Annotated in this window: 21 protein-coding genes and 1 tRNA gene; 12 read left to right on the top strand and 10 right to left on the bottom strand. The window is 64.2% G+C overall.

Annotated elements, in window-relative coordinates; all coding sequences use genetic code 11:
• Positions 1-250: 250 nt before the first annotated feature.
• Together SPHPHY_RS0103695 and SPHPHY_RS0103690 are read left to right on the top strand one after the other, a co-directional pair.
• The gene (locus tag SPHPHY_RS0103695; RefSeq protein ID WP_022685356.1) at positions 251-3,199 is read left to right on the top strand and encodes a TonB-dependent receptor; all 2,949 of its coding nucleotides are present in this window, start codon (positions 251-253) and stop codon (positions 3,197-3,199) included.
• Between the two features lie 235 nt (positions 3,200-3,434).
• Positions 3,435-4,328, top strand: coding sequence for a hypothetical protein (locus SPHPHY_RS0103690; protein ID WP_231370339.1), 894 nt, complete (start codon positions 3,435-3,437; stop codon positions 4,326-4,328).
• Positions 4,329-4,503: 175 nt separating this feature from the next.
• Here the strand turns inward: SPHPHY_RS0103690 and SPHPHY_RS0103685 are convergent, their stop codons facing one another.
• From SPHPHY_RS0103685 to SPHPHY_RS0103650, 8 genes are all read right to left on the bottom strand, one after another.
• The gene (locus tag SPHPHY_RS0103685; RefSeq protein ID WP_028056454.1) at positions 4,504-6,411 is read right to left on the bottom strand and encodes an NPCBM/NEW2 domain-containing protein; all 1,908 of its coding nucleotides are present in this window, start codon (positions 6,409-6,411) and stop codon (positions 4,504-4,506) included.
• Between the two features lie 56 nt (positions 6,412-6,467).
• Positions 6,468-8,075, bottom strand: a complete 1,608-nt coding sequence (locus SPHPHY_RS0103680; protein ID WP_022685353.1) for an alpha-N-arabinofuranosidase — start codon at positions 8,073-8,075, stop codon at positions 6,468-6,470.
• Positions 8,076-8,147: 72 nt separating this feature from the next.
• Positions 8,148-8,360 carry a hypothetical protein gene (locus SPHPHY_RS22210; RefSeq protein ID WP_022685352.1) on the bottom strand — a complete coding sequence of 71 codons (213 nt, stop codon included), beginning with the start codon at positions 8,358-8,360 and terminating at the stop codon, positions 8,148-8,150.
• 69 nt (positions 8,361-8,429) lie between these two features.
• Positions 8,430-9,146, bottom strand: a complete 717-nt coding sequence (locus SPHPHY_RS0103670; protein WP_022685351.1) for an IS6 family transposase — start codon at positions 9,144-9,146, stop codon at positions 8,430-8,432.
• 28 nt (positions 9,147-9,174) lie between these two features.
• Positions 9,175-9,405, bottom strand: coding sequence for a hypothetical protein (locus SPHPHY_RS0103665; protein ID WP_022685350.1), 231 nt, complete (start codon positions 9,403-9,405; stop codon positions 9,175-9,177).
• A gap of 61 nt (positions 9,406-9,466) precedes the next feature.
• Entirely contained in the window at positions 9,467-9,814 is a 348-nt protein-coding gene (tnpB, locus tag SPHPHY_RS0103660) for an IS66 family insertion sequence element accessory protein TnpB (protein ID WP_022685349.1), read from the bottom strand.
• Positions 9,811-10,173: an IS66-like element accessory protein TnpA gene (tnpA, locus tag SPHPHY_RS0103655; protein WP_231370337.1), complete on the bottom strand. Its 363-nt coding sequence runs from the start codon at positions 10,171-10,173 to the stop codon at positions 9,811-9,813. The genes tnpB and tnpA overlap by 4 nt, the downstream gene beginning before the upstream one ends.
• A 292-nt stretch (positions 10,174-10,465) precedes the next feature.
• Complete coding sequence (locus SPHPHY_RS0103650; RefSeq protein WP_156024983.1) at positions 10,466-11,278, bottom strand: hypothetical protein; 813 nt, start codon at positions 11,276-11,278, stop codon at positions 10,466-10,468.
• A gap of 10 nt (positions 11,279-11,288) precedes the next feature.
• Here SPHPHY_RS0103650 and SPHPHY_RS21175 point away from each other — a divergent pair.
• The 4 genes from SPHPHY_RS21175 to SPHPHY_RS0103625 all read left to right on the top strand — a co-directional run bounded on the left by SPHPHY_RS21175 (position 11,289) and on the right by SPHPHY_RS0103625 (position 14,850).
• Positions 11,289-12,046 (top strand): IS5 family transposase gene (locus SPHPHY_RS21175; RefSeq protein WP_156024982.1). Its coding sequence is split into 2 segments (ribosomal slippage): positions 11,289-11,613 and positions 11,613-12,046, totalling 759 coding nucleotides; the frame shifts between segments, so codons are not numbered across the junction.
• Positions 12,047-12,206: 160 nt separating this feature from the next.
• The gene (locus SPHPHY_RS0103635; RefSeq protein WP_022685345.1) at positions 12,207-12,755 is read left to right on the top strand and encodes a DUF3489 domain-containing protein; all 549 of its coding nucleotides are present in this window, start codon (positions 12,207-12,209) and stop codon (positions 12,753-12,755) included.
• Positions 12,728-13,165: a DUF2924 domain-containing protein gene (locus SPHPHY_RS0103630; RefSeq protein ID WP_231370335.1), complete on the top strand. Its 438-nt coding sequence runs from the start codon at positions 12,728-12,730 to the stop codon at positions 13,163-13,165. The genes SPHPHY_RS0103635 and SPHPHY_RS0103630 overlap by 28 nt, the downstream gene beginning before the upstream one ends.
• Positions 13,162-14,850, top strand: a complete 1,689-nt coding sequence (locus tag SPHPHY_RS0103625; protein WP_022685343.1) for a recombinase family protein — start codon at positions 13,162-13,164, stop codon at positions 14,848-14,850. The genes SPHPHY_RS0103630 and SPHPHY_RS0103625 overlap by 4 nt, the downstream gene beginning before the upstream one ends.
• A gap of 198 nt (positions 14,851-15,048) precedes the next feature.
• Here the strand turns inward: SPHPHY_RS0103625 and SPHPHY_RS0103620 are convergent, their stop codons facing one another.
• Complete coding sequence (locus tag SPHPHY_RS0103620) at positions 15,049-15,825, bottom strand: hypothetical protein (protein WP_043129920.1); 777 nt, start codon at positions 15,823-15,825, stop codon at positions 15,049-15,051.
• A 436-nt stretch (positions 15,826-16,261) separates the two neighbouring features.
• Between SPHPHY_RS0103620 and SPHPHY_RS20820 the strand changes: the two genes are divergently transcribed.
• From SPHPHY_RS20820 to SPHPHY_RS0103590, 6 genes are all read left to right on the top strand, one after another.
• Complete coding sequence (locus SPHPHY_RS20820; RefSeq protein ID WP_022685341.1) at positions 16,262-17,203, top strand: hypothetical protein; 942 nt, start codon at positions 16,262-16,264, stop codon at positions 17,201-17,203.
• Positions 17,196-17,837, top strand: a complete 642-nt coding sequence (locus tag SPHPHY_RS0103610; protein ID WP_156024981.1) for a hypothetical protein — start codon at positions 17,196-17,198, stop codon at positions 17,835-17,837. Before SPHPHY_RS20820 ends, SPHPHY_RS0103610 begins: the two co-directional genes overlap by 8 nt.
• Before the next feature lie 104 nt (positions 17,838-17,941).
• The gene (locus SPHPHY_RS21735) at positions 17,942-18,394 is read left to right on the top strand and encodes an AbrB/MazE/SpoVT family DNA-binding domain-containing protein (RefSeq protein ID WP_022685339.1); all 453 of its coding nucleotides are present in this window, start codon (positions 17,942-17,944) and stop codon (positions 18,392-18,394) included.
• An 18-nt stretch (positions 18,395-18,412) separates the two neighbouring features.
• Entirely contained in the window at positions 18,413-19,774 is a 1,362-nt protein-coding gene (locus SPHPHY_RS19085) for a site-specific DNA-methyltransferase (RefSeq protein ID WP_022685338.1), read from the top strand.
• Positions 19,771-20,106, top strand: a complete 336-nt coding sequence (locus SPHPHY_RS0103595) for a DUF5681 domain-containing protein (RefSeq protein ID WP_022685337.1) — start codon at positions 19,771-19,773, stop codon at positions 20,104-20,106. The genes SPHPHY_RS19085 and SPHPHY_RS0103595 overlap by 4 nt, the downstream gene beginning before the upstream one ends.
• A gap of 86 nt (positions 20,107-20,192) precedes the next feature.
• Positions 20,193-20,570, top strand: coding sequence for a hypothetical protein (locus SPHPHY_RS0103590; protein ID WP_022685336.1), 378 nt, complete (start codon positions 20,193-20,195; stop codon positions 20,568-20,570).
• Positions 20,571-21,079: 509 nt separating this feature from the next.
• Here SPHPHY_RS0103590 and SPHPHY_RS0103585 read toward each other — a convergent pair.
• A tRNA-Ser gene (locus SPHPHY_RS0103585) sits at positions 21,080-21,170 on the bottom strand.
• Positions 21,171-21,254: the final 84 nt, after the last annotated feature.

The following is a 21,254-nucleotide window of genomic DNA, read 5'->3' as shown; positions in this document are numbered from 1 at the left end:
CAATAGCTTGCAATCATTCACGGCCAACGTATTGTGAGCGCTAACGTTCGATCACGCCAGACGCCAAAAAGCGCTGGCGGGATCTGCGACGTCATGAATCTGATCGTACATCCTGCCTGGCAGAGGCGGGAGTGCGTGTTGCAATGGAGGGGCTGTCGAAATGCATCCGAACGCATGTCCTGTCGCCGCGGAAGTCGGCAATAATACTATTAAATTACCTGTGCTTCGCGCGCTGGCTTGTGCGACCAGCATGACGGTGCTGGCTTGGGCGACGCCTGCGCTGTCGCAGGATCAAGGCAATCTTCAGAACAGCGTAACCGGTCAGCCCGCCGCGCCGCAGCCTGCAGTCCCCGCCACTGCCAACACGACCAGCGCGAACGAGGCCGGACAGCCTCAAGATACCGCTACCGCGCAGAATGCGTCGCAGGGCAATGCCGTTACAGGCGGCCGCGACGATATCGTCGTCGTCGGCCTTCGCGGGTCGCTGCAGCGCAACCTGGACATCAAACGAACGTCGTCGGGCGTGGTCGACGTGATCTCCGCGGAGGACATCGGCAAGTTCCCGGATTCGAATGTCGCAGCCTCGTTGCAGCGTCTTCCCGGGGTCTCGATCCAGCGCTCCGGGTCGCGTGGCGAGCCGACCGGCATCACGGTTCGCGGCTTCGGTGGCGACTTCAACACGACGCTTTACGACGGTCGTCGCATCTCGACCGCGACCGGCGGCCGCCAGATCGATTTCAGCACCGTGGGCGTCGACTTCATCGGACAGCTCAGCGTCCTGAAAACACCCGACGTTTCGCTGGCGTCGAGTTCGATCGGCGCGACAGTGAACATTCAGTTTCCCAACCCGTTCGATCATCCCGGCTTCCGCGTCGCGGCGACCGGCTCCGGATCGATCCAAGATCGCGCCGGCCACATCGTACCGACCGGCGGGTTGCTGATCAGCACCACGTCCGCCGACGAACGCTTCGGCATCCTGGCCGACGTGATCTACACGCGTCGCGACACGGACACGAACCGCGTCTATGTGTCGGGCTGGCCGGGTGGTAATTTCGCGCCGTGCCAGCTGACCGCGAATTGCACGTCTGCGCAACTGGCCAGCAAGACGCTGCCGGGCTGGTTCCCGCAGCAATATGGCGCGGAACAGCAGCGGGTCGAGGACGAGCGGTTCGACGCCCGCATCTCGTTGCAATATCATCCCAGCGATGACCTGATGCTGACGTTGGACAACAACTTCTCGCGTCAGACGATCTCGCAGGAGAATTACGGGTTCGGCGTCTGGTTCAACCAGGGCGACCTGCGTAATGTCACGCTCGACGACAACGGTACTGCCACCGACTTCACGCAAGCCGGCACGCCGACCGATTTCACGGCGGCCCTCAACAAGCAGATCCTGCAGACCAACCAGACCGGCCTGAACGTCAAGTACGACGCGACGGAGAACCTGACGCTGGAAATGGACACCGCCTATGCGAAAAGCTGGCTGAACCCCGGCGACGTCATCGGCAGCCGCAACGGCGACGTCGGTTATGGTGGGGATTTGGGCAACGTGCTTCGCTTCTCGGTCAACGGCGACAGCAAGGATGCCTTCCCGTCCATCAGCAACTTTGGCCCGGCCGGTAATGCGGCGCGCTGGGCGGACCAGTCGCTGATCGGATCGCATGTCACCGTAAACCAGACGCAGCACAATACCGACGAGCTAGTGCAGTTCCGCGGCAATGCCACGTGGAAGCAGGAGGATGTGACCCTGAAGGCCGGCGGGCAATTCTATCAAGATACGTTCAACTTTCGCAACCAAAGCACGTTCACCAACAACTTTTGGCAGGCCTATGCCGGCTATGGTGCGCCGTCCGGTCGCGCGACAGGCATCTCGCCGCTGCCTGCCAGCCTGTTCCAGGGTTCGGTCGGGCTCGACAACTTCATTCCCGGTTTCAAGGGCAGCCTGCCGCCGTCGGTCTTCGTCTTCGATCCGATCGCGTATCAGAGCTACCTGAGCGGGCTCGGCAATCCGTACGCGCAGCAGGTTCCTGGCTTCAACTATCCGTCGCCGACCAGCGGGGATGGCCTGCTCGGCTTCCGCGGGACGTTCGACGAGGCGGTCGACCCCGGCAGCGTGCTGCGCGTCCGCGAACGGACCTGGTCGCTGTACTTCAGCGCGAACTTCCGGACCGAGCTCGGCAGCATGCCGCTCACATTCAATGCCGGTATCCGCAACGAGGTCACTAACCTGCGCGCGACCGGGCAGGGTCGCCTGCCGACGTCGATCACAACCAGCGCCGCCGATCCGACGCTGCTCAGCATCCCGACCTACACGACGCTACAGGCGGTGACGAACAACAGCTCCTATTCGTATCTGCTGCCAAGCCTCGATGCGAAGCTGGAACTGACCAGCGATCTGGTGCTTCGTCTCGACGCCTCGCGTACACTCACGCGTCCGGGCCTAAATCTGCTCACGCCGGTCCTGAACGTCGGCAACGGCCAGCGCGTCGGCGCCCTCTCGGCAAGTGGCGGTAACTCCAGCCTTCGTCCGTACCTCGCCGATAATTTCGATCTGGGCCTGGAATGGTATTATCGTCGCAACTCCTATCTCGCCGTAAATTTCTTCCTGAAGAACGTCAGCAACTTCATTGTCGGTGGCGTGACACGGCAGGCGGTCAACGGCGTCATCGATCCCACCACCGGGCAGCCGGCCTCCTTTGCGGTGTCGCAGCAGGTCAACGGTCCCGATGCGACGGTCCGCGGTTTGGAACTGGCGCTGCAACAGGTGTTCGGGGATACCGGCTTCGGTTTCCAGGCCAATGCCACCTTCGTCAACACGAACCGGCCATATGACGACACGAACATCTCACAGACAGGCTTTGCCGTCACAGGACTGGCAAATTCGGCGAACTTCGTCGGCTTCTACGACAAGGCGGGTTTCCAATTTCGTGCCGCCCTCAACTGGCGTGACAAATATCTGCTGCAATTCGGCCAGAACCAGAACACCGGTTCGTTCGGTGCAGAGCCAACTTTCGTCAATCAGAGCTTCCAGGTCGATCTCACCAGCAGCTACGACATCAGCAAGAATTTGAGCGTCTTTGGCGAGGTACTGAACGTCAACAACAACCAGCAAAGTACGCACGGGCGTTACGACAACCAGTTGCTGGACGTTTTCGACTACGGCCGGCGTTATACCCTGGGCGCGCGCTACAGGTTCTGATCCCTCCATCGGCGATGACTGGGGTGCGATCCGTCGCATCCCAGAAGCCGTTCCGGCATGCAGTTCTGGGGGAGGGGCGTTCCGCGCCGTTGGACATGATTAGCCGACAAGGTGCGAACAGATAGAAGGGCGCTGTCAAAGCAAATGAATACGTCCGACAGACGGCGGATTTCTACCCCATTTGACTGCTGCTCGGACGACCCGCCCCGACGTTTGGTTGTAGGAGAGGATTGACGTGTCTATCGCCTTGTTGCTCGGTCTGGCACTTCTCACGCCAGTCCATTCTTCCCCTCCCGCCCGCGCTGCGGTTGAGACAGGGAGCGGCGCGTACCCTGCGGTGTTCGAAGAGCGGTCGAACCTGCCCGGTCACGTCGTGTATCGGCCGCTCAATCTGGCGGCGGTCACGCCTGGGTCGCTCGGCATCTACGTCTTTGGAAATGGCGGCTGCAGCGCGGATGGAACGAGTTCGCGCAATCACCTGCTGGAGATTGCCTCACATGGCTATCTCGTCATCGCGTCCGGCACGGTGCCGCGACCCGCGGGATCCGCGCAACGTGTGTCAGCACCGGGGAAGCTTGCTGCGGCAACGCCAACGCACGCGCTCACCGAAGCGATAGACTGGGCACAACGCGAAAACGCGCGCGCCGGCAGTCCCTTCCGGGGCCGGATCGATCCAACGGCGATTGCGGTGTCTGGCTGGAGCTGCGGCGGCTTGCAGGCACTGACGGCAGCGCAGGACCCGCGCGTGCGAACGGCGGTAATCATGAACAGCGGCTTCTTTCCGGATGGGACGAACCCTATCGCGGGCGTGGTGTCGGACAAGTCGCTGCTCTTCGGTCTGCATGGCTCGGTGCTCTACGTTCTCGGCGGCCCAACGGACATCGCAGCGGCGAACGGAACTGATGATTTCCGCCGTATCCGCCACCTTCCCGCAGCGCTGATCAACATTCCGGTAGGGCATGGCGGCACCTACATGCAGCCGCATGGGGGCGTAGCAGCGGAGGTCGTGACGGCATGGCTGGACTGGCGCATGAAGGGAGACAAGAGCGCCGCGGCGCGCTTCGATGGTGCGGCGTGCGGCTTGTGCGACGACAAACGACTTACACTCGAGCGAAAGGGCTTCGACTGAGACGTACTACTTGTTCTGCAGCCCTGAATTAACAGCGCGAGCTGTTCCGCGACCGACCGTCCTATCGGGTGACTTGACGAGACCGATGTCGCCGGGTCAGCGAGGCGAACCCCGCCATTCTCGCTCGGATGGCGGGGATTCTGTTGAACGGGTGCGAACTCCCGAGATCGCTGGCTCAGCGTTTCAGCAACGCAGCATCAGCCCACGTCGTTGGGAGAGGATCCGCAGCGCTGCCGGCAGCACGAGTGATGAGTTCGATGATCTTGATGCCAGTCACGTCGGCGGAAAGATCCTGACCCGGATCGCCCCACTTCATCGCCCGGCTCGACGCCAGCAGCTTACCGTCACCATAGACGGCGAAAGTCGCTGCGCGCTTCGTGTCGCGCGCGGAGTCATTTACGCCGACCACCGCCTTGAAGCGGCGGTAACCTTGGTTGCGCACCTCAAGGCGTGAATTTGCCAGCACGCCAACGCCCGTTTCGAAGCGGGCACCCTTGATCGCGAGCACTTCGCCGTACGGCGCGCGATCAGCCTGCACACCTCCCCAGCCTGCGTAGATCGGCCCTTCGCCGCTACCCCGAGTACCTTGCCAGCCAGTCGCCGAGCGGTGGATGGTTGGGTCCGGCGTCGGCTCGACCACCCCGTCGACAGCCGGATTGACGTTGCCGGGCTGCTCGGAAAGGTAGAGCCCGTCCATCAGGACGCGCTTGCCTTCCGCCTTGAACAGCAGCGTCTGATGGCCCTCGATCTTGAGCTTCGTCGTGTTGCGGAAGCTGCGCCTGTTGCCGCTCCACAAGTCGATGAGGCTCACGTCTGCATCACCACGAAGCTTCATCTGCGCCGCAGTCAGGTCGACGTTCAGCGCCGACGCGCCACGATTGAAGATCGCCACCGCCTTCTCACCCGTGCCGAGCGTCTTGACGAAGATCTGCACGTCGTCGCTGTCAAACGCGACCACCGACTGATGACCCGCGGCATCCTGATCGAGCGCGATGACCTGCGCATTCCCGAAAACGTCAAGCAGCGATTGGGGCGCCTGCCGCAGGTCCATGCCGATCATCAGCGGCGCGTTGATCATCGCCCACATCGTCATGTGCGACCGCGCCTCGGTCAGATGATCGGCGTCGAAGTCGCCCTTACCGATGAACAGCATGTCGGGGTCGTTCCACGATCCGGCGTGCGCATAGAACGCCCGCTTCGCCGCGGTATCGAAATTGGTTAGCATCCGCCCCCAAGTCGGATTGATGTCGTCGCTGGTGCGTGAAATGTTGCCGACATTCTTCCCCCACGACCGGACGTCGGCCGCCCCCCAGATGCAGAGCGACAGTAGATAGTCGCCGTCAGGGTTCTCCCGATCCAGCGCGGCGTTGATCTGGCCGAACAGCGCCTGCACGGCGGGGATGTCCGAGCGATTGACGAAATCCATGTTCAGGATCGGCGGCAGCGCACGATACTGGCCGGACCGCACCTTCGCGGCATCGGCACCATAGGCGCGCAGCCCGCATCCATCGACCTTGATGAAGTCGAAGCCCCAATTGGCGAAGAACAGTGCGATGTCCTGGTCGATATGCCCATACAGGCCGATCTCGCGTTCCCGTACCGATCCCTTGGGAAGGTCGGTGTCGTCGGGCGAATAGGCCTGTGAACAGGTGTTGCGCCCCAGATCGGAGTAGATGCCCGCCTTCAATCCCATCCCGTGCAGCTGGTCCGTCAATGGACGAAAGGTTGCATCACCGCCGGCGCCTTGCGCGATCGGAAAGCGGCCCGGCCGGATAATGAGCGCCCCGTCGCTCACGCGCCGCTGCAGCGCCCAGCCATCGTCGATGTTGACGTAACGATAGCCCTTGGCCGCCAACCCGTCACGAACCAGCGCACGTGCCGCCCCCAGGATCTTGTCCTCATCGATATCGGTCGCGAACGCGTTCCAGCTGCTCCATCCCATCGGCGGCGTGGCAGCGCGCCCCGCGGTGTAGGCGCTCCACCGGCCTGTGGGGGCAAGGGGATCGTCGGCCGCTTGCGCGTCCAGCGCGAGAACCGACGCCATGGCGGCGAGGGCCGAACCGATTGCGGAGCTAAACTTCATGCCAATCCTCTCAACTTCTTTGCGCTCATGGCCGCTGCGCAGGTTTCTAGCGGGAGTTACCGGGAGATCGACAGAACGGTGACCGACTTGGGCGGCAGGGTCATGACGACCCGCCCCCGCTCGACGCGCGCGGCGAGTGGGCGCGGGACGACCGTCTCGGGCTGTTCATAGCTGTTGATCGCATCGACGCGGTTCGCGGTCAGCACGGTGCCGTTTGCTGTGTGCGCGTCGATACCGTCGACCTGCGCGTCGATACGGACCGGCTGGTTCGGATCGACATTCGTCAGCGCCAGCCAGACCTTGCCGTCGCGGCCCCGCGCGGCGATGCCGTCGATACGTGGCAAGGTGACGTCGCCGAAGCGATAGGTGCCGGCATCGAAGGCGATCGGCAGCCGCGTCGCATTCTGGAACGGCACATACATTTTGAACAGGTGGTATGTGGGCGTTAGCACCATCTTCGGCCCGTCAGTCAGGATCATCGCCTGCAGTACGTTCACCATCTGGGCGATCGCCGTCATCCGGACGCGGTCGGCGTGGCGCGTGAACATGTTGAGGTTGATCGATGCGATGATAGCGTCGCGGATTGAATTCTGCTGGTGGAGGAAGCCGTCGCGGCTGCCCGGCAGCTTCGCCAGCCAGACGCCCCATTCGTCGATGACGAGCGGCACCTTCTTCTCGGGATCGTATTTGTCCATTACCGCCGAATGGATGCGGATCATGTCCTCCATCTTCAGCGTGTCCTTGACGAGCGTGGCATATTCGCGCTCGCCGAAGCCGGTGCTGGCATAGGCCGGCGGCCAGGCGACCCAGGTATATTGGTGCATCGACAATCCCTCGATGCTCCACGCCCAGTCGTGCGCCTTCCACGCGCGCATGACCGCTTCGGTATAGCCAGTGTCCGGCCCGCCCGGGCCGACCGCGATCCGCCGCATCGGGTCCGATCCGGCCACCGACCCGCCGGCCGGATTGTCGGTGCCGTTCTGCGCGAGGTTCAGGTTGCGCGCGAAGCGGGCGTAACGCTTCATCTCGTCGACATAGTAATCCGGAGTATAGGCGCCGCCGCAGCTCCAGCTTTCGTTGCCGAGCCCCAGAAACTTGACGCGATAGGGATCGCGATGGCCGTTGGCGGCCCGCTCCGCGCCGGCGGTCGTGCCGGGATCGGCGGTCATATAGGCCATCCAGTCGGCGGCTTCCTTGACGCTGCCCGATCCCATATTGACCGAGAGATAGGCCTCCGACCCGATCTGGCCGATGAAGTCGAAGAACTCGTCGGTGCCGAAGTCGTTCTTCTCGAGCGCGTTGCCCCAGCTGCCGTTCACCGTGACAGCGCGTTTCGCACGCGGACCGATGCCGTCGCGCCAGTGGTATTCATCGGCGAAGCAACCGCCCGGCCACCGGACGCTCGGCACCCTCAGCGCCTTCAAGGCCGTCACGACATCGGTGCGGATGCCGCGGACGTTCGGGATCGGCGAGTTCTCGCCGACCCAGACTCCGCCGTATATGCCGCTGCCGAGATTCTCGGCGAACTGCCCGAAGATGTTACGATCGATGCGGGGGCCGGAGCCGTTGCCCGCGATCGTCACCTTGACCAAGGCCCGCTGCGCCGATGCAGCGGTGCAGATCGTCATCGCAGCGATCGCCGCCACGCCCAAGAGCGTCCTCATTGCGTCCCTCCCCACGGTCGCCGTCTACGGCAACGATGTGCTTGTCGAATAGAAACAGGTGCCTGACAACGCTCAGGTGAGCGGCACACGAGGTTTGGCGGCAGCGCGCCCCCCAAAGATCCGGATCGTGCTCGCTTGGCCGCGGCGGAGCAGCCGCCGGCCGAGCCAGCGACGGACCGGCTCGTCGTAGAGCTTGAGGCTGGCGTAAGCCACCGCCACTGCCGTGACGACCAGCGCCACACCGACCGGTGCGCCGGTGCGCGCGGGGACCTTATGGTCGATCACCCAGGCGGGTGCTGTCAGTCTAATGCGAACCGCTCTCCACACGATGCATTTCGGTCTTTGACGGCATGTTCAGCTGACAAGCGCCTGCCACTCCGCCAGCGCGGCGGAGCGTCGTTCCCGGTAAGTCTGTCGATCGATGAGGTGGCGCTCCAGGCTGAAGTGGTTGTGGACGTTGGCGTGGACGGATGCGAACTTCTGCAGCGTCTTCATCTGCCGGAACCGCTGCATCGCCCGCTCTCTTCGTCGGAACGGCAGATGGCTATTTTCCACCCGGTTGTTAGCCCACCGGCCGACCTCCTGCTTTTCGGCATTGCCCAGGTCGTTCATCGCAGCACGATAGCTGCGCAGGCCATCGGTGGTGATCACCTCGGGTGAGCCGTGGCGCTTCAGCGCCTTCTTCATGAAGGCAAGCGCGGCAGCCTTGTCGCGGGTGCGGGTGACGTAGCTTTCCAGCACCTCGCCCTCGTGATCGACGGCTCGCCAGAGGTAGACCATCTCGCCATTCAGCTTCACGTACATCTCGTCCAGGTGCCAGCGCCAATGACGAAAGCCGCGCATCCGGCTCACGCGTGCGCGACGGATGTCGCCCGCAAACAGCGGACCGAACCTGTTCCACCACAGGCGCACCGTCTCGTGGCAGATGTCGATCCCGCGCTCGAACAGCAGGTCTTCCACGTTCCGCAGGCTAAGCGGAAACCGAACGTACATCAGCACCACTAGCCGGATCACCTCCGGCGACGAGTTGAAGTAGCGGAACGGTGAGGCTGGCTTACGCGGACGGGGCATGCCTGTGCCCTACCCCACCATCACCCATTTACCAGCAGGTGCATTTGGATTGACGGGGCCGTTCGAGCTGCTCGATCTCGCGGCTCAGCTTCTCGGACGAGGCACCGAACTGCATCCGCCGCAACCGCGCGATCTGCCCGCGCAGGGTGTCGATGAGCAGGTCGCGGGCGGCAAGCGCGGCATTGGCCCGGGCGAGCGACGCCTCCAGCGCGGCAATCCGCGCGGCGGCATCAGCAGGGGAAACGAGCGCTTCCGACACCCGGTTTCCATAGCAGATTGCGTGCGGACCGGCGAGCAAAAGCGACCCAAAACCGCCGTTCTCATCCCGCCAGCGTCGGCGCGAACGTCCGCTCGGGACGACGCCAGTCGATGCCCTCCAGCAGCGTCGACAATTGCGCCGGCGTCAGCACCACCGTGCCGGTCGCGGTCACGGGCCAGACGAAGCGGCCCCGGTCCAGGCGCTTGGAGAACAGGCACAGGCCTTGCCCGTCGAACCACAGCAGCTTGACCAGATGGCCCCGCTTGCCCCGGAACGCGAACAGCGCGCCGGAATGCGGGTTCTGCGCCAGCATCTGCTGCACCAACACCGCCAAGCCGTCGAACCCCTTGCGCATATCGGTCACCCCGCACGCCAGGAACACGCGCGTTGGGAGCGGCACCGGGTTCACCGCAGCACCGACAGCACCCGTGTCAGCGCGCCTGCATCCACCGCGGCATCCACGCTAACCCGCACGCCACCCGGCAGTTCGATATGGATGAACCCCGGTGGACATGGTGCCCGCTGCGGTGTCGGCGCGACCGGTTCGGCAACCTGTACCTCGGCAAACACCGGCAACGAAGGCACGACGCCCGCCAGCTTGCCCTCCCGCAACTGCTTGCGCCACGTGTAGATCAGGCTGCTCGACACCTCGCGGCGCGCGATAATGTCGCAGACCCGCACACCGGGCCGGAATGCCTCGGCAAGGATCTCCAGCTTCTCTGCGTCCGACCATCGCCGTCGACCCGACACACGGCCGACGACCTCCATCCGACCAGTCATACGAGTGCTCGTATGACTGGTCGTAGAACCAAAAACTTCCTGCACCGCTCGCGCCCTCGTCAAAGGCAACAAGCATCCTGACCGCCAGCGCTACCGCAAGGCGGTCTACCCGCCACGCTTACTCAAAGAGGACACTCCGCCATTTTCCGAACTCCGGTCATCCGTACAGGACCAGGCGATAAGGATGCCTGCGAACATTCTTCCTGCCCGCCAGCACGGGCGTCTCGCGGAAGATACCGGATGCAGGACCCGCCGACCCCATCTTTTGCGGGAGATATGGTCAAGGCGTCTGCACAGGCGTCGCGGAGCACGGCAAGGTCGCCGCCTTCCAGTCTCTCTCCGCGTCGATGTAGGTCGCGTCCAGTCCGGGATAGCGCGCAAGATCCAATGGCTCACCATCCTTCAGGTAGAGCTGGCCATTCCCGACCCTGCCAGCGATTTTTAAGGCTCGAAGCCAATTAAGGAGTTCGATCGCCTGGCCCTTGTCTGAGAAGGTCAGTGCCTGCTCTTCGCCGTCATCCCCCTTGAAGCTGAGCATGAGCGGTGCGGGTCTGCCTCCGATAGTGCGCGGAGCGACTATCTTCCATTTCTCGGGTGTCGCCGGGGGTGCGACATTCTCGATCGATTCGGATAGACCTCGATAGAAGAGAACTCGGTCGTTAGACTCCGAGGTCGATTCTCGACCTCTAGTTATGTGCCTGACGACGAAGTCGAGCCTCACGCGGGCGCATAGCGGTGCCGGCTTCGGCACGCGAACGAAGCGCTGCCCAAACATCACCTTGTCCGGGCTGTTCCACGGGCTAGCTCCTGCGGCAGGGCTTTTGATCTTAAGGTCTCCGGCGACCGTGAAGGCCTGCAGGTCCGTGTCGGCGGGCGATAGCAACACGCTCGCATCGAATGTCGAACTGCCGGTGAGATCCCGTCGCCAGCCGCCGTACTGCACGATGCGGGCGGCACCGCCCTTGATGCTGGCGAAGATGCTAACACGATCCTTGATGTCGGCCTTTTCCTCGCGAGTGGTGCTTATCTCGGCGCCCACCTTAGGGTCAGGACCCATTGATGTGAGCGTCGCGATCTGATTCAGGTTCCGCAAGGAGACCGGGATGAGTGACCTGTTTTGGCTGACGGATGAGCAGATCGAACGGCTGCGGCCGTTCTTTCCCAAGAGCCACGGGATGCCGAGGGTAGATGACCGGCGTGTGCTGAGTGGCATCGTATTCGTCAACCGCAATGGGCTGCGCTGGCGAGATGCACCCAGCGCCTACGGCTCGCACAAGACGCTGTACAATCGGTGGAAGCGTTGGGGCGAGGCCGGTGTGTTCACGCGAATGATGGAAGGTCTGGCTGCAGCCGGCGCCGAGCCGCAGACGGTCATGATCGACGCAACCTACCTGAAGGCTCACCGCACGGCATCGAGCCTGCGGGTTAAAAAGGGGGTCTCGGCCGCCTGATCGGCCGCACCAAAGGCGGCATGAACACCAAGCTCCACGCCATCGCCGATGCGAACGGGCGCCCCTTGAGCTTCTTCATGACCGCAGGCCAGGTCAGCGACTACACCGGCGCGGCAGCGCTGCTCGATGACATGCCGAAGGCGCAGTGGCTGCTTGGTGATCGCGGCTACGACGCCGACTGGTTTAGGGACGCCCTCCAGGCCAAAGGCATCCAGCCCTGCATCCCAGGCCGCAGGTCGCGCAACGAGCCGGTCCGGTACGACAAGCGCCGCTACCGGCGTCGCAGCCGCATCGAGATCATGTTCGGCCGCCTCAAGGACTGGCGCCGGGTCGCCACCCGCTACGACCGCTGCCCCACCGCCTTCTTCTCCGCCATCGCCCTCGCTGCCACCGTCATCTTCTGGCTGTGATCAACGAGTCCTGACCCTAGGCGAGCACTAATCCCCAGCACAAAGCATTCGACTTCGCCCGTCGCCCGAGCGACAGCACCCCCCATGATGCCGATCCGGCGGGATGCCCCGCCCTGCCCCGGGTGAGTCCCTCACCGGGGCTGTAGCTGGTGGGAACGGCATGGTGCCGCGTCCCGCATGGAAGACCAGCATCATGACCAGCCTCAGCGACACACAGGCCGTTCTGCTTTCGGCGGCAGCACAGCGCGACAATGGCAGTCTCCTCCCGCTACCCGCATCGCTCAAGCCGGGCGGCGGTATCGCAAAGGCCATCACTGCCCTTCTGAACCGCGGCTTCGCCGAGGAATGCGAGACGAACGATGCGTCAGCGACCCGCCGCACCGACGGCGACGTCCGCTACGGCGTCTTCGTCACGGACGCGGGCGGGGCTGCTATCGGCATCGAGATCGCGGGTGAACCGGCTCCGGCGGCGTCAGCGGGTGCCGTCCCGCCCGCGCCCACGACGGAACCCCGCCCGAGGAAGATCAGTGCGGTCCTCGTCCTTCTGTCACGCACCAACGGCGTGACGCTTCCCGAGCTCATCGCGGCAACCGGCTGGCTGCCGCACACCACCCGCGCAGCGCTGACCGGCCTGCGCAAGAAGGGCCATGAGATCACCCGCAGCAAGCGCGATGGTGCGACGTGCTACCGCATCGTGGCGGCGGCGTGATGCCGGTGTCGAACGATGTCGCAGCGCTCGAGGCGCTTGCACTGGGCGACCTGCGGGTACGCTGGACGCAGCTGGTCGGGACCCCCGCCCCGAAGGTCGGTACCAGCATGCTGCGGCTGGCACTCGCCTGGGAGATGCAGGCGTGCAGTTTGGGTGGTCTCAGCCGCGGGACCAGCCGCGCGCTGGATCAGCTCGCCCGCGGGCGCACCCGCACCGATGGCGTGCGCCCCGGCATGCGGCTGGTGCGCGAGTGGCAGGGGCGCGCGCATGTCGTCGAGGTCGGCGAGGACCAGGTCATCCGCTGGGACGGACGCGAATGGCGTTCGCTCAGCGAGGTGGCGCGCGCGATCACCGGCACGCGCTGGTCGGGTCCGGCGTTCTTCGGGCTGAAGAAGGCAGTGGCGGCATGAAGACGATCCGCTGCGCGATCTACACGCGCAAATCGTCCGACGAAGGGCTGGAGCAAAGCTTCAACAGCCTCGACGCGCAGCGCGAGGCATGTGCCGCCTACATCCTCTCACAGGCGAGCGAGGGCTGGACAGCGCTTCCCGACATCTACGATGATGGCGGCCTGTCAGGCGGCACGCTGGAGCGCCCTGCCCTCCGGCGCCTGCTCGCCGAGGTGGCGGCAGGCCGCATCGACACGATCGTCGTCTACAAGGTTGACCGGCTGACGCGCTCGCTGTTCGACTTTGCCAAACTGGTCGAGACCTTCGACAAGGCCGGAACGAGCTTCGTCTCGGTGACGCAGTCGTTCAACACCACGACCAGCATGGGGCGGCTGACGCTCAACATGCTGCTGTCGTTCGCGCAATTCGAGCGCGAGGTGACCGCCGAACGCATCCGCGACAAGATCACTGCGTCCAAGGCGCGGGGCATGTGGATGGGCGGCATTCCACCACTCGGCTATGCACCGAACGGCCGCAGCCTCAGCATCGTCGAGGAGCATGCCGTACTCATCCGCGACCTGTTTGCACGCCACCTGCGGCTCGGGAGTGTGCCGCGTCTCGAAGCAGAGCTGCTCGCAGAGCGGATCACCGTACCGAAACGCACGACCATCACCGGCAAACCGCTCGGCGGCGGGAGGTTCACGCGTGGTCAACTCTACCTGATCCTGAAAAACGTGATCTACACCGGTCGCATCGCGCACCGCGGTGTCATTCATCCCGGCCAGCACGATGCCATCATCGACGAAGCCAATTTCGCAGCAGTGCAGGCCTCGCTGGCGGCGAATGTACAGGGTGCACGTACCCGCGCGCGCGCCGCCAGCCCCGGTCTGCTCGCGGGCAGGATCGTCGATACAGGCGGTGAGCCGCTCCTCGCCACCCATGCCGTGAAGGGCAAGGTCCGGCACCGCTACTACGTCAGTCAGTCGCTGCATCACGGGCGCAGTGACACCGGCATGCGACTTCCCGCGCGCGAAATCGAGGGGCTGGTGATGGCACAGCTCAGCGAGTTCCTGGCCGACCCGCTGGCGCTGGCTGCGACCGCAGGGTTCGACCTGAGCTTTGACGATATGGCGGCATATCACGATCGCTGCGCATCCCTGAGCGCTGCGCTCGGCGACCACCGCTCGCCCGCGCTGATGCAGCTCACCCGGCGGGTGGAGGTCGCGACGACCGGCTTGACGATCCAGATCGATGCCGAAGCGCTGACCGGCTTGCTCGAAGCAACACGCTCTCCCGATGCACCTGCGACGATCTCGCTGACCTGCGCTGCTCGCCTGACCCGCTCCGGTCGCGCGCTGCGGCTGGTGCAGGACAATGGCGTTATGTCAACCGGGACACCGGACCGCGCGCTGGTCCGGCTGCTCATCCAGGCACGGGGCTGGTGGGCGGTGCTGCGTGCCGGTGAGATCAACACCAGCGAACTTGCGAAGCGCGAGGGCGTGACGCCGTCCTATCTGACCCGCGTCGTCCGCCTCGCCTTCCTTGCACCCGCCGTCACCGACGCGATCCTCGCGGGGCGGCAGCGGGCCGGCGTCACGGCAGGCCGCCTGACGCTGGGCGAGCCGCTGCCCGCCGACTGGCAGGCGCAGATGGCGCTGCTGCTGCCGGCATCAGCGCACCGCCACGGCGCGATGACGCGCCGTTGAGCTCGGGGGCGGGCCAGAGCACATCACTTCGGATCGACCAGAGCGATCAATGCCCAGCAGCGCCGACAGCCTGTGGCATCAGCGTGCCCCTCAACGGAATCGAGCTGCTGTCGCAGCGCTGGTTCTTCTCGCGACCGGTGCTGCGCTCATTCACCGTCTATGGCCGGCACTTTACTCTCCGACAAAGCAATATTCTTCCTAGCGCGACAGGCCCGCATTGCGCTTCAGCATCACGTCCTTGACGGTGTTGCCGGCCAGACCACCGGCTGCGAGCGACACGACCACATTCCCGACGAAGAAGTCCGCGATGCCGACGACACCGGCAAAGGCGATCAGTGCCGAGGCGGTGACCGGCATCGCCGCAGCCGCCCGCCCTACCGTCACCTTCGCCGATTGCCGGATCGCCTGTACCCGGCCGAGCACGCCAGCAAGCGGTTGTCCCCCGCGCGCAAGTTCGATCAGCTCACCAAGCGCCTGATGCAGGTCCCTGAGGTGCGACAATGCCTCCTCACGGTCATCCTCCACCGGGCCGCCATTGTCGCGGAGGCGCACTTCCTCGCCGATCAGCCGCTCGACCGCGATCAGCGCGGCGGGCGCCAGCGCGCGGACGAGCAACGCCTGCTCGCGCGGTGATGCACGACCGGTCCACCCCGCAGCGCTGACCGGACCCGGCGCGTGAACCTCCTCAAGCAACGGGGCGAACTGCGCCCGCACCATGTCGCGGCGCGCGCTGCGCTCACGCGTCTCGCGGAGATGGCGGACGAGCGCAGCGAGGTTCGGCTGCGCAGCGACGAAGGCCGGCGCCAGCGGGCGCAGGTCAATGCGGTTGAGCAGCGCGCGGCGCAGTGCCTTGTAGCGGCCGTCATCGGCAAGGTCCTGAGTGCCGTCGCACGCCCCCATGCACAGCGTCTGCAGGCGCTGCACCGCCTCCTCGTCCGACAGCCCTTCCGGCCAGCCGCTCGTGCGTGACCGCACGTTCTCTCCTCGCATCGGGTGACCTCCATTCCGACTCACCCCGTCGTTCCTACACGGCGCCAGCGATGTAGGACATATCAGGAACATAGCGGCCGCCGTAGGTCGTCAGCCGATCATCCCGCGGCCATGCGGATCGCGCAGAATGTCGGGCGACCGGCGTCGAATTGACTTGCCTCGCGGGCCGCGTCGAGCAAATTGGCCGGGCTCCCTGTGAAAGCCAGGGAGCGGGGCGTGGAAACCCCTTCTCGCAGGCTCGGTCACGACACTTGTCGGGGCCGGGTGGCATGCGCGCATGTCCAGCCGGCAACGGTAAAGGCGCATGCGCCTGCTCGCGAGACAGGTTTCCAACATCCGGCTTCGGGCCGTCGCTCCGAGAGGACATAGGTGCGACGAATGAAGCCATCGGCAACGGCGTCGCCCCGACACGGGAGACGTCATGACCGGTCTGAACACGATTTCCGATGCGCCCGCGACGGCGACAGCCGCGCGCATCCGCCAGCTGACGCATCACTCCTCGATGCACGAAAACATCCTCATGCACCTGCTGCTTGCGCAGCTCGGTCTCGAATTGACAGCGCGCGGCATCGAATATGACGAACTGCATAGCAGGGTCGACAAGGAGGGCTTTGACGTACTCCTGGAAGCTGGCGGCGTCGCACGCCACATCCAGCTCAAGGCAAAGACGCTCGGAAGGAAAGGCCGGGTGATCTCGGTCAACACCGGCCTTGCCGCCAAACCATCCGGCTGTGTGGTATGGTTGACCTTTGACCCTGATGAACGCAGGTTCTGCGATATCCGCTGGTTCGGCGCCGCGCCGGGCAAGCCGCTGCCCGATGTCGGCACGAAGGTCGCGAAGCACAGCCGGGCCAACAGCCATGGTGTGAAGGCCGAGCGCCAGAAGCATCGCGTGCTGTCGCTTAGCCGCTTCAAACGTCTCGACGACATCGCCCACCTCGCCGACCACATGTTCGGTTTGCAATCTACCGATCCGGTCGCCTTCCTCTGCTCGCGGCTTCACGCTGACGCTCCTGCGCAGGCATGGCTTCAATCCGTCACCGCCGGGCGCTTCGGCGCGATCCCGGCCGACGTATCATGGGAAAACGGTGGTGCAGAGCTTGCCGCGCTCATCAACGGCTACCCGCTGCTCGAGCTGATCAGTGACGAGCAGCCCGCCGCCTTCCTCGAGCGGCAGCGTGCGGAATGGAACAGCACCGGCCGCTGGTCGGGCGATGGGATCACGCTATGGACCACGCTCTTCCTCGAGCTGCGCGCGGACCGCTTCGGCGCTAGCGACGTTGCGACATCGTACGAACGGCTCGATGCGCTGGCACAGCAGCTGCGCCAGGCGCTCATCGAGCTCGAGACCGCCGATGCGTAAGGCCCTCATGATGGCGGTGGCGATGATCACGCCGCTGACCGCGGCACACGCGAAGAAGAAGCCGCTCGTGATCTGGGAGGTCAGCCGCAGCAGCGATCCGATCACCGGTGCCACGAGCTGCATCGTTGCTCCTTCCGACCGCGCTGCTGGCATGAGCTTCACGCGCTCGGGTACCCTCTACCCGTTCGTCGAGAACAGCAGCACGCATGGCCTGCTCGTCGGGGTCAGCAGCGGCGGGAAATGGCGCCTGCCCACCGGTACGATCATCTGGCGGGTCGACACCCAGCCGTTCCGCACCATCACGCCCGGCGACGGTCCCGTAACGCCGCTCGCCATGCCGGCAGGTGCCAGCGCCGCGATGCAGACGCTGGTCGAGCAGCAGCAGCGCATCATCGTAGCGGCAACCAGCACCAGCACCGCCGCTGCCGGCGACACCGCGCGCCAGATGCTGCGCGAGCTGCTCGCCGGTCGCACGCTGCTGTTCCGGCAGGCCGAGGCTGCACAGGGCTTCGGCATCCCGGACGGCGGTGAGAAGAACGTCGGCATGATCACGAAGGACGGGCTTGCCCCGATCCCGCTTGACGACAGCCTGCGCGCGGGGCTGACAGCGTGCGGGATCAACCTTGAGCCGTGACGCCACCATGACGCGGCCTAAAGCCAGTAGCTATTTCTACACGGCCTACTTTACTCACGATCTCACTCCGGCTACTGGCGTCTCCGCAACCAGCGGGGATCAGCATGGACCGGGACGAACTCGAGCGCATCGCCGCTCCACATAACAGCAAGGCAGCAAAGGTCCGCGCACTCAACGAGGCCGGGGTCAGCACCACCGACATCTCGAACTTCCTCCAGATCCGCTACCAGCACACCTACAATGTGCTGCTGCGCGCTGGCCGCATCACCCGCCCCGAGCCGAAGGAGGCTGATGCCGGCGCACCGTTGCTCATGCTTGAGGTGGATGCACGAGGCGCCGTCACCCTGCCCGACGAGATACTCCGCTCCTTCAACGTCACCGATGGCGGCCGCATTTTTTGCCGCCAGACGCCGCAGGGCTTGCTGCTGATCCCGCACGATGAAGCGGTCGCCGAGCTGCGCCGCCTGGCTGCCGAACGTATGCCTGAACATGCCTCGCTCCTCGATGTCCTCCTCGGGTCAAAGCCAAGAAGTTCGTCAGCTGAACTTCTTGGTTAGTCCACATGGAGATGTAGTATGAAGAATGACACCAACAAGCTGATGCATCACATCATCGACCCGCTCAAGGTCGAGCTGCGTCCGATTGGGACGCTCAAGCCGGCGAAGCGGAACGCCCGCCGCCACAGCGAGCAGCAGATCGAGCAGGTCGCCTCCTCGATCCGTCAGTTCGGGTTCACCAATCCGATCATCATCGATGCCGGAAGCGAGATTGTGGCCGGGCACGCCCGCTATGAGGCTGCGCGGCTGCTGAAGATCGACGAGGTGCCGACGCTGCCCGTCGCATGGATGACGCCTGCCGAACTGCGCGCCTATCGGCTCGCCGACAACAAGATCGCCACCAATGCCGACTGGGATCCCGAGATCCTGAAGATGGAGTTCGAGGATCTGCAGCTGCTAGATCTGCCGTTCGAGCTGGAAGTCACCGGCTTCTCCACTACCGAGATTGACCTGGCGGTCGACTTTGTACCCTCGCAGCCAAAGCTGGACGCGGTGCCCGAGCTTGCGCGCAGGGAAGTGACCGGCGTCGAGCGGGGCGACCTGTGGTTGCTCGGACCGCATCGACTGCTCTCCGGCGACTCCCGCGATCCGGCGAGCTTCGAGCTTTTGATGGACGGTACGAAGGCACGAATGGTGTTCTCCGACCCGCCGTTCAATGTGAAGGTCGACGGGCATGTCGGTGGCCTCGGGCAGACGAAGCATGAGGAGTTCGCGTTTGCCAGTGGCGAGATGAGCAGCAGTGAATTTACCGGCTTCCTGCAGACCGTCTTCGCGAACGCCGCGGCAGTCAGCCAGGATGGTGCCATCCACTACCAGTGCATGGACTGGCGGCACATGGACGAGATGCTGATGGCCGGGCGGCAGGTGTATTCCGGCCTCCAGAACCTGTGCGTCTGGGCCAAGGACAATGGCGGGATGGGCAGCTTCTACCGCTCACAGCATGAGCTGGTGTTCGTCTGGAAGGTCGGCACTGAGCCGCATCTCAATACCGTGCAGCTCGGCAAGAATGGCCGCTACCGCACCAATGTCTGGAATTACCGCGGTGCCACGAAGACCGGGAAGGACGCCGAGCTTGCCATGCACCCGACCGTCAAGCCGGTCACGATGATCATCGATGCGATCAAGGATACCTCGAAGCGTGGCGAGATCGTGCTCGACCCGTTTGGGGGCTCCGGCTCCACGCTGCTGGCCGCCCACAAGGCCGGCCGCCATGCTCGGCTCATCGAGTATGAGCCGAAATTCTGTGCCGTCACCATCCGGCGCTGGCAGGATCTCGCCGGGGCTGATGCCATGCTCGCCGCGACCGGCGAGACCTTTGAGATCGCCCATGCGCGGCGCAACGCCGAGATGGACCGGATCGCTGAAGAGGCTTTGGCATGAGCGACAAGGTGAAGCGCACGAGCAGCGGCCAGTTCGCGCGGGGCCAATCGGGTAACCCTGCCGGTGCAAGGGCCCGAAAAGCGCCGATCATGACTACTGCGGATATCAGTCGCACGCTCATGAACATCGCCAACCGGAAGACGCAACTCAGGACCGAACGAGGTATTGAAACCGTCAACATGGTTGAGCGGAACGCGCTTGTGCTCGGATCCGGAAGCAAGGTCGGCACTGCGCCGCGCACGTTTATCGAGCTCATCAAGGCAGCCGCCATGGACCTCGAACGGCGGCGCGAGAAGGAAGAACAGAAGGCTCGCGGCGGGGGACCGCGATGAGCGGTTGCGACGCAGCCGGGCGCCTTGCGCCCGGCTTCTCACCGGATCGTGGACACCGTCGACAGCCGTCTCTCCGGCGGGCAAGCATGTCCGCGCAGTTTGCTTCTTCCATCATGGAAATTGCCAATCTGCCGGTGAAGATCAGGGAGCCCGGTTATCAGCGTCGGCGAACCGTGTCGCTGTTCGAAATGATGGTGCTGCGACTTGCCACTGGTCAGACCAGCCGGCGCCGGTCAGTGGTGCCGTTTATCCGGCTGGTGATCTATGCCGCCAGGATCAATGAGATCCCCGCCCTGCTCACGCCACCTCAAGCGCCTGCTCCGATGCTCGATCAACAGCTACGTCTCGTGAAAGCGACCCTTGACCTTGCCATGGCTCACGGGACCAATGACGAGATCGACCGTGCCCTCGACATGTATCTCGCGATGCTGAGGCGGTCTGCCGGCGGCAAAGCAGGCGCCTGAAATCGAGTTGGCGGGCGGTCGCTCGGCTATACGAAAAGCGCCATTCAGGCTCTCAAAAAGTCAAACTGGGCAAACGGCGGTTGCAGGCCTGCAACCGCCGTTTTTCGCGTACCACGATCCTGCAATCGCGCTAAGTTTGCCTGCAGATCGACCTGCCAAGGATTTCGGCGAGTTGGCGCTGCCACTACCAAAACCCTGAATTTCCGCCAATTTTGCACCTCAGGTAACGAATATTTGTTCGTAAGGTGGCGTGTTTGTCCGGCATCTTGCAGTGCGTAAGGCTGAATGTCGTTGATAAGGCGCACCGAACGACGGCGGCGGCACCCTTGTCCTCTTGGGCGCTCGGAGCGCTTCCGTACTGCCCCGCTCCTCCGCAGAGAATGCGCGGGCAAATCGCCTGATATCTGGAAGAGCCAAACTCTCCTCGATACGCTTGCGCACGCCGTGCGGCGCAGAAACGCGCCGCTCTCACGCGTTTGCAGACACAAATTCAGATATTTAGGACTGGGTGGCGGAGCGGGAGGGATTCGAACCCTCGATACGCTTTTGGCGTATACTCACTTTCCAGGCGAGCGCCTTCGACCACTCGGCCACCGCTCCGCATAGCATGGAAGCGCTCGCCCTAGTGGCTGGCGCGGCCGGACGCAAGCGGCTCGATTGCGTCTATGCCGATGATCGGCCAGC

Origin of the sequence: Sphingomonas phyllosphaerae 5.2, from assembly GCF_000419605.1 — a bacterium.
Classification (GTDB): domain Bacteria; phylum Pseudomonadota; class Alphaproteobacteria; order Sphingomonadales; family Sphingomonadaceae; genus Sphingomonas; species Sphingomonas phyllosphaerae_B.
Note: the sequence above shows the minus strand (reverse complement) of the source record. Positions and strands in the feature narration are given on the sequence as shown.